General features: G+C 66.9%; 10 protein-coding genes. 6 read left to right on the top strand and 4 right to left on the bottom strand.

The window, feature by feature from the left end; translation table 11 throughout:
* Positions 1-147: 147 nt before the first annotated feature.
* Positions 148-387: a SlyX family protein gene (locus J5474_RS15390; protein WP_245216493.1), complete on the top strand. Its 240-nt coding sequence runs from the start codon at positions 148-150 to the stop codon at positions 385-387.
* A gap of 58 nt (positions 388-445) precedes the next feature.
* Here the strand turns inward: J5474_RS15390 and J5474_RS15385 are convergent, their stop codons facing one another.
* The 3 genes from J5474_RS15385 to dnaE all read right to left on the bottom strand — a co-directional run bounded on the left by J5474_RS15385 (position 446) and on the right by dnaE (position 6,265).
* Complete coding sequence (locus tag J5474_RS15385) at positions 446-1,501, bottom strand: potassium channel family protein (protein ID WP_209361801.1); 1,056 nt, start codon at positions 1,499-1,501, stop codon at positions 446-448.
* Between the two features lie 101 nt (positions 1,502-1,602).
* The gene (locus J5474_RS15380) at positions 1,603-2,601 is read right to left on the bottom strand and encodes a hypothetical protein (RefSeq protein WP_209361800.1); all 999 of its coding nucleotides are present in this window, start codon (positions 2,599-2,601) and stop codon (positions 1,603-1,605) included.
* Positions 2,602-2,758: 157 nt separating this feature from the next.
* Positions 2,759-6,265: a DNA polymerase III subunit alpha gene (gene dnaE / locus J5474_RS15375; protein ID WP_209361799.1), complete on the bottom strand. Its 3,507-nt coding sequence runs from the start codon at positions 6,263-6,265 to the stop codon at positions 2,759-2,761.
* Positions 6,266-6,455: 190 nt separating this feature from the next.
* Here dnaE and J5474_RS15370 point away from each other — a divergent pair, with 190 nt between their 5' ends.
* Positions 6,456-7,460: an alpha/beta hydrolase gene (locus J5474_RS15370; RefSeq protein WP_209361798.1), complete on the top strand. Its 1,005-nt coding sequence runs from the start codon at positions 6,456-6,458 to the stop codon at positions 7,458-7,460.
* An 82-nt stretch (positions 7,461-7,542) separates the two neighbouring features.
* On the opposite strand, the gene J5474_RS15365 is transcribed toward J5474_RS15370, so the two are convergent.
* A complete protein-coding gene (locus tag J5474_RS15365) occupies positions 7,543-9,051 on the bottom strand; it encodes an MDR family MFS transporter (protein ID WP_209361797.1) in 1,509 nt (502 codons plus the stop codon).
* Positions 9,052-9,234: 183 nt separating this feature from the next.
* On the opposite strand from J5474_RS15365, the gene J5474_RS15360 reads away from it, so the two are divergent.
* From J5474_RS15360 to J5474_RS15345, 4 genes are all read left to right on the top strand, one after another.
* Positions 9,235-9,864 (top strand): MarR family winged helix-turn-helix transcriptional regulator, encoded by a 630-nt coding sequence (locus tag J5474_RS15360; RefSeq protein ID WP_209361796.1) that lies wholly within the window; start codon positions 9,235-9,237, stop codon positions 9,862-9,864.
* A 57-nt stretch (positions 9,865-9,921) separates the two neighbouring features.
* On the top strand, positions 9,922-10,281 hold the full coding sequence (locus J5474_RS15355) for an ArsR/SmtB family transcription factor (RefSeq protein ID WP_209361795.1): 360 nt from the start codon (positions 9,922-9,924) through the stop codon (positions 10,279-10,281).
* Positions 10,278-10,763, top strand: a complete 486-nt coding sequence (locus J5474_RS15350; protein WP_209361794.1) for an SRPBCC family protein — start codon at positions 10,278-10,280, stop codon at positions 10,761-10,763. Before J5474_RS15355 ends, J5474_RS15350 begins: the two co-directional genes overlap by 4 nt.
* Before the next feature lie 218 nt (positions 10,764-10,981).
* Complete coding sequence (locus J5474_RS15345; RefSeq protein WP_209361793.1) at positions 10,982-12,340, top strand: xanthine dehydrogenase small subunit; 1,359 nt, start codon at positions 10,982-10,984, stop codon at positions 12,338-12,340.
* Positions 12,341-12,381: the final 41 nt, after the last annotated feature.

The following is a 12,381-nucleotide window of genomic DNA, read 5'->3' as shown; positions in this document are numbered from 1 at the left end:
CCGGCTGTTTTATCCGTCGCGCTCCCTCTAGCCGCTCCGCCGCCCATCGGCAAGCAAGCCCGGAGCCAGAGCGCCCCTTGAAGCGCCGCCCAGGCGTCCTTAGTGACACAACAGGCCGCCATGGTCGCAACGTCGAAGGAGCACACCATGACCGATACGCCCCAAGTTAGCACCACCGATACCCCCGACCGCCTGCAACTTCTCGAAGAGCGCGCTGCCCATCTGCTCGCCGCAGTGGAGGATCTTTCCGATATCGTCGCGCGTCAGGACGGCGAACTCCGCGCGCTGACACGGCGGGTGGACATCCTCGTCCGCCGCGAGGCGGAGCGCGAGGCCGACGCCCCCGGTGGCGTTATCGTCGGAGACGAGCGCCCGCCCCATTACTGAGAGGGCAGCGGCGAGGGGCTGCCACCGAGTCCGTTTCTGGGGCCGCCGCCTTGCCCGCTCACGCCGCCGGCGGACTCTCCGTGGCTTCCGGCGCGTCGAACAGGCAGCGCAGACCGGCCACGCCGCGTCCGACGATCATTACGCCGTCGCCCGCCGCAACCACGAAATCCGGTTCCGGGCGGGTGACAACCTCACCCGCCTGCCGCATCACCTGCACCACCATGAAACGCCCGGCGCCGCGCGCTTCGATCTCTGCGACCGAACGCCCGGTCATCGACCCGCCCTCGGGTGCGACCACCACCTCCGTCTCCAGCCCCATGTTGCGCAGCACCCGTTCGCGCGCGTGCTGAACATCGATGCGGCGCGGGTGCCTTGTCAGCTCCGGGTAGAGGATCACCTCCGCCACCCGCTCCGCACCGATATGCGCGGGCAGCACGACATGATCCGCCCCCGCCTGCCGCAATTTGCCTTCTGTCGCGGGCATCTCGCCACGCGCGACGATGGTCACCTCCGGATTCAGACTGCGCGCAGACAACGTGATAAAGACATTCGCCGCATCGTTGGGCAGCACCGTAGCCAGAGCGCGCGCACGGCCGATCCCCGCCTCCTTCAGCACGTCCTCGTCGGTGCCGTCGCCGATCACGCAGAGAAAACCCAACGCCTCCGCCGTCTCGGCCTTCTTGGGGTCGACCTCCACCGCGACAAACCCCGCGCCGCCCGCCTTCAGCTCGCGTGCCAGCATCATGCCCGTGCGGCCCAGCCCCACCACGATCACGTGCCCCTTCAGCCGCGCCACGTCGCGTTCCATCCTCTGCCTCCCGAATACCCGGTTCAACTGCGACGCCGTCAGCACCTGCACCAACGAGCCGGTGAACAGAATCGTGCCCGTGCACCCAAAGATCATCGTCCCCAGCGTCACCGCCCGCAGATAGGTCGTCTCCGCCGGGTGCACTTCGTTGTAGCCCACCGAATAGACCGTGATGAGCACCATGTAGAAACTGTCGCCAAGGCTCCAGCCCGCGGCCATGTAGGCGCTTGTCGCGACGACCACCACCGCGCAAAGATAGGCCACGATCGCCGCCAGTGTCCGTCCGGGCGAAGCAAGGATGTCCATTCACGCCCCTTCCGCGCGGCTGACCGATCCCGACAGCCTAGCGCCCCCATCTCGGGAATTGAATGCGTTCCGGGCGCGCACCGCCGGCGCGTGCTGGAGGATCAGTCGCTGCTGCCCATCGCGACCACTTCGCCGCCATGGATCAGCAGGTTCTTCCAGCGGGTATTGTCCTCGAAACGCTCGTACAGGCTGACGAAAACCGTGTCCCGCTCCAGCGCGCTCATGCGCTTGCCGCAGGGCTTGCCGGCTCCGACGCGACAGACCCTGGACTTCACCGCTTCGAACGCCGTGTCAGTCGCCAGCACGGGCAGGGACTCCCCCGCCGGCCCGTAGTGGATCTGCTCCCATGTCTCGGGAGAGCCGAACATCACCAGCGCGGCGGTGAACTGCCGCGCGCAGCCGTCGCGAAACCCCGTCAGGTAGTAGGTGCGGGCCCCGGTACTGCCGGGCGCACTGTCGCGCAGGTCATAGCGGGCACCGCGCTCCGGCCAGCTTCCGGCCTTGGTGCCCAGCTGCGTCTCGGGGACGTTGCAGACGCGGGCGATCTCGCCATAGGGCAACGTCCTGCCGAAAGGTACCTCGCGGGCATCCACCGCCCCGGGTTTCGGCGCGTAGCGGGAGGCGCGGCTACTGTCCGCAGGCATGGCGGTCAGCGTGCCCCCCCCGTCTGCCCCTGTGCCTTTCAGGAAACCGAATAGCCCGCGATCTTGCGCCGGGGCGGCCACCGCGACGGCCTTTGCCTGCGGCGCGGCTCCCTGGGCGGCTGTTTCTCCCGTTTCCACGTCCGCAGGCTCGGCGAACTCGCCGTCCGGCTTTGCCGCAACCTCGCCCACGGAGCCCGGCGCGACAGCCTCTGCCTTCCCGGCGTCGGCCTTGCGTTTCAGGAAACCCAGAAGCCCCCGGCGCGGGGCCTCGCCGGAGGCGGCGGTCTCCGGCAGGACCTCACCACCGTCAGAGGCCACCACCTCGGCCTCGCCCGCCGCCTCCGCCACGTCGACCTCTGCCAGCCGGGGCACGTCACGCAGGGGATCGCCACTGCATCCCGACAGAGTCGCGGCAAGCGTTAACGCCAGACCGATCCTGAAGAAAATTTTGCGCATGTTGCCCCCAAGCCACGTCTCATCCCTCCTAGCCCGAAGGAACGGTCCGCGTCCACACCCCGAAGGCATAGCCACGCGGCATCAGGCATGAAGTCGCGCGCAGCAGCGCAAACCATGGCGGACCTGGACGGCACGCCCGCAGCGCCCCGCCCGGATTTCAGAAATCCTCGACCGCCAGGACGCCATCCAGCGACTTCACCGCGCCCTTGATTTCCGGCGTCACGGGGAAGGGCTCTTCGAGGTCCATCTCTACCTCTCCCGGCAGGCCGGGTGCGGCCAGCCGCAGGTGGATCGGACCGCGCTGCGCCTTCGGCATCTTTTCGCGGGCCTCGCCCAGCACGCCTGCGATCAGCGACAGCGTGTGCGGCGTGTCGACGTAGATGCGCAACCCCAACGGTGCCCCCGGCCCGCTGCCCGCTGCCATCTCAACCGGCATGATCCCGCGCGCCAACAGCTTCAGTTGGTCGCTTTCCATGGTCGCCTCGACGGTCACCACGACCTTTGACCCGGTTTCCAGATGCTCGCGGCATTTCTCCAGCGTGTCGGAGAAGATCGTCACCTCGTAGGCGCCGGTCGGGTCGGAGAGCTGGGCGAAGGCGAAGCGGTTACCGCGCGCCGACTTGCGCTCCTGACGTCCAGCCACGACGCCCGCCAGTTTTGCCACCAGCGGGCCGCGCTCCGCCTTGGCGGTCACCTCGTCAAGCGTGACAACGTCGGTGCGTTTCAGCGCGGGCATGTAGTCGTCCAGCGGGTGGCCTGACAGGTAGAAACCGACGGCCTTGAACTCCTCCGCCAGCCGTTCGGCGGGCAGCCAGTCCGACACGGGCGACAGCCGCGGCTCGGGCAGGTCGTCCCCTGCCTCCCCAAACAGCGATACCTGCGCCGATTCCTTCTGCTCATGGATCGCGGCGGAGTACGCCACCAGCGCGTCCAGGCTGTCGAAGATGCGCCGCCGGTTCGGGTCCAGAACGTCAAAGCACCCCGCCCGCGCCATCATCTCCAGCGGGCGTTTTCCGACCTTCTTCAGCTCCACCCGGCGGGCAAAGTCAAAAATCGTGGAAAAGGGTTTCTCGCCCCGGCCCTCGACCACCAGCTTCATCGCCTCAAGGCCGACGTTCTTCAGCGCGCCCAGCGCGTAGACCAGTTCCTGGTCCACCACGTCGAACGTCGCCAAGGACCGGTTCACACAGGGCGGCACCCAAGGCAGTTTCAAGCCCTTGCGGACTTCCTCGAAATAGACCCCCAGCTTGTCCGTCAGGTGGATATCGCAATTCATGACGCCAGCCATGAATTCCACCGCGTGGTTCGCCTTCAGCCATGCCGTGTAGTAGGACACCACAGCATAGGCCGCCGCGTGGGACTTGTTGAAACCGTAGTTGGCGAATTTCTCCAGCAGGTCGAAGACCTCGCTGGCCTTCTTTTTATCAACCCCGTTCTTGGCCGCGCCCTGCTCGAACTTCGGGCGCTCGGCGTCCATCGCCTCCTTGATCTTCTTGCCCATGGCGCGGCGCAGCAGGTCGGCGCCGCCAAGGCTGTAACCCGCCATGACCTGCGCGATCTGCATCACCTGCTCCTGGTAGACGATGATGCCCTGCGTTTCCGCGAGAATGTGGTCGATCGACGGGTGGACGGAGGTGATCTCCTTCACCCCGTTCTTCACCTCGCAATAGGTCGGGATGTTCTCCATCGGACCCGGACGGTAGAGCGCCACGAGCGCCACGATGTCCTCGATGCAGGTGGGCTTCATGCGCTTGAGCGCATCCATCATCCCTGAGCTTTCCACCTGGAACACAGCGACGGTCTTCGCGCTGGCATAGAGCTTGTAGGTGACTTCATCATCCAGCGGGATAAGGTTGATCTGGTTCTCCGCGCCCTCGGCGGGCTCGTAGAGCTGCGTGCCGTCGGCGGCGACGTGAAGCGGGCGGCCGGATTTGTAGATCAGGTCGCAGGCGTTCTGCACCACGGTCAGCGTCTTCAGGCCGAGGAAGTCGAATTTGACCAGACCGGCCTGTTCGACCCACTTCATGTTGAACTGCGTCGCGGGCATGTCGGAACGCGGATCGCGATACAGCGGCACCAGTTCGTCCGTGGGGCGGTCCGCGATCACGACACCCGCCGCGTGGGTCCCAGCGGAGCGCAACAGCCCCTCCACCTGCATCCCGTATTTCAGCAGGCGGTCGACGACCTCCTCGTTCCTCGCCTCTTCGGCGAGTCGCGGTTCGTCACGCAACGCCTGTTCGATGGAGACGGGTTTCACGCCCTCCACCGGGATCATCTTCGACAGACGGTCGACCTGGCCGTAGGGCATCTGCAACACGCGGCCCATGTCGCGCACCGCCGCCTTCGAGAGCAGCGCGCCAAAGGTGATGATCTGCGCCACGCGGTCGTGGCCGTACTTGTCCTGCACGTAGCGGATCACCTCTTCGCGGCGGTCCATGCAGAAGTCGATGTCGAAGTCGGGCATCGAGACGCGTTCCGGATTCAGGAAGCGTTCGAACAGCAGCGAGTAACGCAGCGGATCGAGGTCGGTAACGGTCAACGCATAGGCCACTAGCGATCCGGCACCTGACCCCCGCCCCGGACCGACGGGAATGTTGTTGTCCTTGGCCCACTGGATGAAATCCGCCACGATCAGGAAGTAGCCGGGGAAGCCCATGCCCTCGATGATGCCCAGTTCGAAGTCCAGCCGTTCCTGATATTCCTCGACCGGCACAGCGTGCGGGATTACGGCAAGCCGGGCCTGCAGCCCCTCGTTCGCCATGCGGCGCAGTTCGGCCACCTCATCGTCGGCGAATTTCGGCAGGATCGGGTCGCGTCGATACGCCATGAAGGCACAGCGCTTCGCGATCTCGACGGTGTTTTCCAGCGCCTCCGGCAGATCGGCAAAGAGGATCGCCATCTCCTCCGGCGTCTTGAGGTAATGTTGCGGTGTCAGGCGGCGGCGCGGTTCGATCTGGTCGACATAGGCTCCCTCCGCGATGCAGATCATCGCGTCGTGGGCCTCGTACATCGACGATTTCGGGAAATAGACGTCGTTCGTCGCCACCAGCGGGATCGAAAGGTCGTAGGCCATCTCCACCAGCCCGCGTTCGGTCATCTTCTCCGCCTCGGGCAGCTGGCCGTCCTCCTGCGGATGGCGCTGGAGTTCGACGTAGAGCCGGTCGCCGAAAATCTGCGCCAGGCGGCGCATGAGCGTCTCGGCCTGGGCGCGGGCGGGCTGGCGCAGCAGGCGGCCCACCGGGCCGTCCGGCCCGCCGGTCAGGCAGATAAGGTCCTCGGAATGGCTCTCCAGTTCCTCCAGCGTGACATGCGCCAGCTCGTTGTCGCGGCGCATGTAAAGGCAGGAGTTGAGCTTCATCAGGTGTTCGTAGCCGCGTTCGGTCTGCGCGAGCAGCACCACCGGCGCGGGGTCCTTCACGCGCTCGCCCGGCGCGGGGTCGACGTAGCGAAGGTCCATCTGGCAGCCGACGATCGGCTGCACGCCCGCCGCGCTCGCGCCCACGGAAAACTCCAGCGCGGCAAAGAGGTTGTTGGTATCCGTCACCGCCACAGCGGGCATGCCCATATCGGCGATCTGTCCCGGCAGCTTCTTCAGCCGCAAGGCGCCTTCGAGCAGGGAGTATTCGGTGTGAACGCGGAGGTGGATGAATCGGGGATCGGCCATGGCTGCACTCTAGGCCCGATGCACGGAGGGTGAAAGCCCGTCCCGGCGGCATCCCCGCCAGCGGCGAATGCCGTGAAAGCCTTGGATCGGCCTCGCTACGGGGACATTCACGACAAAATACCGCCGTTTTCGCCCCATAGGTTACCCAACAGGTTGACAGCACAGAGCACAATCATTTGATCCGCCCCGCATGACCGATTTGCCACCTTTTTCCGACCTATCCCCCGCCGCGCTTGAGGCGGAGCAGCACGACCGGGCCACGCTGCGCGTATGGCTACGGCGGCTGGCACTGCGCGTCGCGGCGCGGCTCCTGCCGGATTACACCGCCGCGGTTCTGGCGCATCGCTACCTGTGCTCGGCGAAGGGGCTTCTGGACGATCCCGCCCTGCACCGCTACGGCTTCGAGGTGGTGCAGATCGCCCCCGATTGCGCCCTGCTGCGAAAGCCCGGCGCGGGACCGCAGGCGCCGCGCGTTCTGATCGTGCCGGGGCATGACGGCCACTTCCGACAGTTCGCGCGCCTGCTTCACGCACTCGAGGCACAAGGCGCCGCCTGCGACATGCTCGTGCTGCCGGGCCACCTGCACGGCCACTTCAGCGAATGCGCGCTCAATGACATCGTCGAGGCGATCCGGCTGGCGGGTCTCCAGCATGGTCCCTACGACGGCCTGGCGGCGCATTGCCTGTCGGCCTCCGCCGCGCTTCTTGCGATGGACGCGGGACTGCGCTGCCCGCGCGTGGCGATGATCTCCGCCGTGCTTGACGTGCGCCACCTCGTGACGCTGGGCGCCCGGCAATACGGCATCTCCGGGCGCTGCCTCCAGCGCTTCCTCGACCGACTGGACGCCCGTAGCGCGCCCTATGTCATGGACACGCCCTGGCGCCCCGTGGCGACCGAACGCGAGGAGGATATCCTTCTTCTGCATGCCCGTAGCGACTACGCGGCCCCCTTCGAACAGGTCGAAAGCTTCGAGACCCTTTGCCCCACCGCGCGGCTGTCGGCGTGGGACAACCTCGGGCACAATGGCATCCTTGGCAGTCGCGCCGCCATGGAAGAGGTCGCCGCCTTCCTCACCCGCCCCGCGATCCGGCCCGGAAACTGGCCCGCACATCTCCAGACCGCCCGAAACGACGCCCCCCCGGACCAGAAAAAGACCGGCCCCTCACCCGAGGGACCGGCAGTACCGCGTCCATGACGCGGGGGAGACACCCTGAAACTCTGTCCCTGTACCGACAGAAACGTGCCTGAGACAGGCTTGGAGAAGCTTTCGGCCGACATCAGGCGTCGCGCAGCGGAAGCTCCCGCAGGCGGGTTGATGCGACACAACCCAGCGCCGCCGCCACCGTCGCCGCCCAGAACACCGGGTGCAGCGCGGCGGCAAAGCCTTGCATCACCAGAACCTGCATCTCCGCCGGCATGGCGCGCACGGCCTCCGCACCGAGCGAGCGCAGCCCGCCCTCCGCCGCGCCGGGCACATGGCCCGACAGTTCGCGCGCCAGCCCGGCGCTGAACACCGCGCCAAAGGCCGCCGTGCCCACCGCGCCGCCGATCAGCCGGAACATGTTCGCGCTGGCGGTGCCGACGCCCAACTGCTCGCGCGGGATTGCATTCTGGATCGCTGCCACGCCGACGGAAAACACCGGCCCCAGCCCCAGCCCGATCATCACCATGGTTGCAGCGATCACCCCCAGCGGCGTATCGACCGACAGCATTGTCATCAGCCCCATGCCCACCGCCAGAAGCCCCGTCGACAGCACCGGCATCAGCTTGTAGCGCCCGGTCTTCGACATGACCCGGCCCGCCATGGTAGAGGCGAGGATCAGCCCGCCCATCATCGGTACGAGGAACAGGCCCGACGCCGTGGGCGACACCCCCTTCACCACCTGCAGGTACAACGGCAGGAAGGTGATCGTGCCGAACATCGCCGTTCCCACCATCAGCCCAACAGTGTTCACCACCACGAAAGTGTTGTTGGAAAACAGGCTCATGGGCAGGATCGGTTCCTCTGCGCGGCGTTCTGTGACGACGAAGCCCACCAGCGCCAGCAGCCCGATCACCGCGACCATCACCACCGCCGGACCAGCCCAGCCGCCGCCCTCGGCGGCCGCGTTGGGCAGCATCACGATCGCTGCGAGCGTCGCCGCCAGCAGCCCCGCCCCGGCATAGTCCACCCGGCGCTTGCGCAGGTCCGTGCGGCGCGGCAGCGCCATGCCGATAATGACGAATGCCACCGCCCCCACCGGGAGGTTCACAAAGAAGATCCAGTGCCACGACCAGTGCTGCACGATGAACCCGCCCAACAGCGGCCCCACCACGGTAGACACCCCGAAGGCCGCACCAAGGATTCCCTGCGCCATGCCCCTCTGGCGCGGCGGCAGCAGATCGCCCACCGTGGCCATGGCGGTCACGATCAGCGCGCCTGCCCCCAACCCCTGCACCGCGCGTCCGGCGATCACCACCCCCATGCTCGAGGCCACACCGCACAGCACCGCGCCGACGACAAAGACGCCTATGCCCGATTGCAGCACCAGCTTGCGCCCGTACATGTCACCCAGCTTGCCCGCCAGCGGCGCGCCGATGGTGGAGGCCAGCAGGTAGGCGGTGATGACCCAGGTGATGTGGTCCATTCCCCCCAGATCCGCCACCATGATCGGCAGCGCAGTCGAAACGATGGTCTGGCCCAGCGAAGCAAACAGCAGCGTCGCCGCCACAGCTCCGAGCGTGAGCCGAATCATCGCCCGATCGGGCGCATCTTCGTACTGCGCCGCGGTTTCACTCAGTGACATTCGGTCGAAATCCTTGCATATCCATGGGAGTAACAGGCCATCTTTCCCGCAACAGGCTGGCGCCCCGCGCAGGTCCGCGTTGAAAATGGCCGGGTTTGAGACTAAATATGTGTCGCAGGCAAATGCGTGTCAACAGCACGTATCACAACAATTGCCGCAATGCGGCGCCTCAGGTAGGTGAACATGGCCGAAAGAGACGACAGACTGAAGCAACAGCTGGCCCCGGCGGGCATCGACCCGGAGCACGCGCAGGCGTCGCTCGAGATCGACGCGATCCTGCAGGTCTGGCGGCGGCGGGTCTTCAAGCGGGAACTCGGCTACCGCGCCCTGTCCGAACTTGGCCTGCCTGTCGATCTCGCGCAGCTCGACGTGCTGATGGCGGTCTGGGCCCCGGCGAACGAATTCGGCGAGGACTGCGAGCGGGAGACGATGGTCTCCACCGTGGCCCAGCGCCTGAACATCGACCCCTCGCGGGCCTCGCGCATGACCTCCGACCTGATCGGACGCGGCCTTCTGCAACGGGCCGTCAGCCAGGCCGACGCGCGCCGCACGGTGCTGGAACTGACGGAGGACGGCACCCGCATCGTCGAAGCGGTGCGGACCTACAAATTCCTGGTGCTGGGCAGCTACCTGCAGAACTGGACGACAGAAGAGATCGCGACCTTCATTCCGCTGCTCGACCGCTTTTCCGCGTGGTCCGATAGTGCCGCCTGCCCCGGCGCCCTCGTGACCGAGGAAATCGCCAAGCTGCGAGACACGCTCTCGGACCTCGGGCCGGACAAGGAAGCCGACGGCACCGACGCTGAAGCTTAGCGCCTGGACAAAGCTTTCCGCTTTACGCGACTCGCGACCCGGCCGATGGTTGGCCCTATGACTAACCATATCGGCCTCTTCTCCGTCTCTATCGCCGACCCCACCCGCCGTGCGGTGATCGAGCGGCTGGTGGACGGCCCCGCCTCTGTCTCCGAACTGTCGGAGCCGCACGCCATGGCGCTGCCCTCCTTCCTCAAACATCTGGGCCGCCTCGAACGGGCCGGGCTGGTTCGCACGATCAAATCCGGCCGCCCGCGTATGGTCCACATCGACCCCACGCCCCTCGGGCTGGCGGAGGGCTGGCTCGCCCGTCAGCGTCGCCTGTGGGAAGGCTGCACCGACCGCCTCGCCCTGCTGGCGGAGGCACTGGAGCGCGGCACTCCCCGCCCACCGGACCCACAAGGACTGCCGCCATGACCCTGCATTTCTGTCAGGACACCGACCTCTCTCTCGAACGGCGCATCCCCGCCACCCCGGCCGCCGTCTGGCGCTGCTGGACCGAACCCGCACTGATGAAGCTCTGGTTCTGCCCCAAACCCTGGCGCGTGACAGAAGCGGTGGTCGACCTGCGCCCTGGCGGCCGCTTCTTCACCCGGATGCAGGGGCCGAACGGCGAGGGCGAGACCTGCGACAGCAACTCCGACGGCTGCCTGCTCGAGGTCGAGCCGGAACGCCGCCTGACCTTCACCGACGCCCTGCGCGCCGATTACCGCCCCAACGGCTCGGGCTTCATGACCGCGACCATCACCATGATGCCGGATGGCGCTGGCGGAACGCTCTACCGCGCGGTGATCCTGCACAACGACGCCGCCGCCCGCGAAAAGCATGAACAGATGGGGTTCGCCACGGGGTGGGGTCTGACCACCGACCAGCTGGCGGCACTGGCAGAAACGCTCTGAAAGCGCGCGGCAACGCCACGCGAATCAGGCGCTTTCCGTGGCGTTGCCTGGCGAACGGGCAGGCCACGGGCAGAATTCCCTTGCCATTCCGAAGCCCCGACGCCTAGCCTTGTCGTGACAACGGCAATTTTCGCGCGCCTTCTACGCCGCATCGAGGGCGCGCACGGTGGGTCATCCGCCGGGGCCTCCGCCCACCGGTATCGCGGCTGGTAAACAACATGAACATCACCTTTCTTCTGAACGGAAGAGAAGTGGCGCTCACCGACGTCTCCCCGACGCTGACTCTGCTCGACTGGCTGCGCGACACGCGCGGGCTCACCGGCACCAAAGAGGGCTGCAACGAGGGTGATTGCGGGGCCTGCACCGTCATGGTCACGGACGAGCGCGGCGCGCGGGCGCTCAACGCCTGCATCCTCTTCGTACCACAGCTCGACGGCAAAGCCGTGCGCACGGTCGAAGGGATCGCCCAAGTGGACGGCACCCTGCACCCGGTGCAACAGGCCATGGTCGCACATCACGGCTCGCAATGCGGTTTCTGCACGCCGGGCTTCGTGGTTTCGATGGCGACTGCGCAACTGAACGGCGATACTGGACACGACGACGCGCTGGCGGGCAACCTGTGCCGCTGCACCGGCTACGCCCCCATCATCCGCGCCGCACAGGCGGCCGAGAACCAGCCCGTGCCCGCGCACATGACCGACGCGCCCCCCGCCGCAGCCGCCAATCCCCACGCGCCCGAAACCGCCGACGCGCTCGCGGCGCTCTATGCCGCGCAGCCCGACGCAGTGCTGGTCGCCGGGGCCACCGACGTCGGCCTCTGGGTGACGAAACAGTTGCGCGACCTGTCTGCCCCGATCTTCCTGAACCGCTGCCGCGACCTGCAGCAGATCGAGGTGACCGATAAGGCGATCCGCATCGGCGCCGGCGTCACCATGGACCGCGTGCGCGCGCTCATGACCGACCACCACCCCTCCTATGCCGAAATGATCCGCCGCTACGGCTCCACCCAGGTCCGCAACGCCGCCACCATCGGCGGCAACGTGGCCAACGGTTCCCCAATCGGGGACAACCCGCCCGCGCTCATCGCACTGAACGCCTCCCTGCACCTGCGCCACGGCGACACCCGCCGCGCCCTTCAGATCGCGGATTTCTTCCTCGACTACGGCAAACAGGACCGCGCGCCCGGCGAATTCCTGGAGGCGATCTCAATCCCGCGCCAGCCCGACCGGCTGCGGGTCTACAAGCTCTCGAAACGCTTCGATCAGGATATTTCCGCCGTCTGCGGCGCCTTCGCCATCACCACCGAAAACGGGCGTGTGACCGGGGCCCGCATAGCCTTTGGCGGCATGGCGGGCATACCGAAACGCGCTCGCGCGGTCGAGGCCGCCCTGCAGGGCAAACCCTGGACCGAAGCGACCCTGGAAGCCGTCCGCGACGCCTGGGCCGAAGACTTCCAGCCGCTCTCCGACATGCGCGCCTCCGCCAGCTACCGGCTGGAGGCCGCGCGCAACATGCTCTCTCGCTACTTCCTCGAGGACTCTGGCGGCGCCTCATCCGTGCTGGAGGTGAGACCATGAGAACCGCGCCCCTGTTTCTCTGCTTCGCAAATACTCACCTG

The sequence above is a fragment of the Sagittula salina genome, from assembly GCF_017813235.1.
GTDB lineage: Bacteria > Pseudomonadota > Alphaproteobacteria > Rhodobacterales > Rhodobacteraceae > Sagittula > Sagittula salina.
This window is presented reverse-complemented; position numbering and strand designations above follow the sequence as displayed.

Excerpts from the sequence above, each read along its gene's own strand:
- J5474_RS15350 (WP_209361794.1), top strand. The coding sequence starts at position 10,278 with ATGACCCTGCATTTCTGTCAGGACACCGACCTCTCTCTCGAACGGCGC.
- J5474_RS15390 (WP_245216493.1), top strand. The coding sequence starts at position 148 with ATGACCGATACGCCCCAAGTTAGCACCACCGATACCCCCGACCGCCTG.
- J5474_RS15355 (WP_209361795.1), top strand. The coding sequence starts at position 9,922 with ATGACTAACCATATCGGCCTCTTCTCCGTCTCTATCGCCGACCCCACC.
- J5474_RS15365 (WP_209361797.1), bottom strand. The coding sequence starts at position 9,051 with ATGTCACTGAGTGAAACCGCGGCGCAGTACGAAGATGCGCCCGATCGG.
- J5474_RS15345 (WP_209361793.1), top strand. The coding sequence starts at position 10,982 with ATGAACATCACCTTTCTTCTGAACGGAAGAGAAGTGGCGCTCACCGAC.
- J5474_RS15380 (WP_209361800.1), bottom strand. The coding sequence starts at position 2,601 with ATGCGCAAAATTTTCTTCAGGATCGGTCTGGCGTTAACGCTTGCCGCG.
- J5474_RS15385 (WP_209361801.1), bottom strand. The coding sequence starts at position 1,501 with ATGGACATCCTTGCTTCGCCCGGACGGACACTGGCGGCGATCGTGGCC.
- J5474_RS15370 (WP_209361798.1), top strand. The coding sequence starts at position 6,456 with ATGACCGATTTGCCACCTTTTTCCGACCTATCCCCCGCCGCGCTTGAG.
- J5474_RS15360 (WP_209361796.1), top strand. The coding sequence starts at position 9,235 with ATGGCCGAAAGAGACGACAGACTGAAGCAACAGCTGGCCCCGGCGGGC.
- dnaE (WP_209361799.1), bottom strand. The coding sequence starts at position 6,265 with ATGGCCGATCCCCGATTCATCCACCTCCGCGTTCACACCGAATACTCC.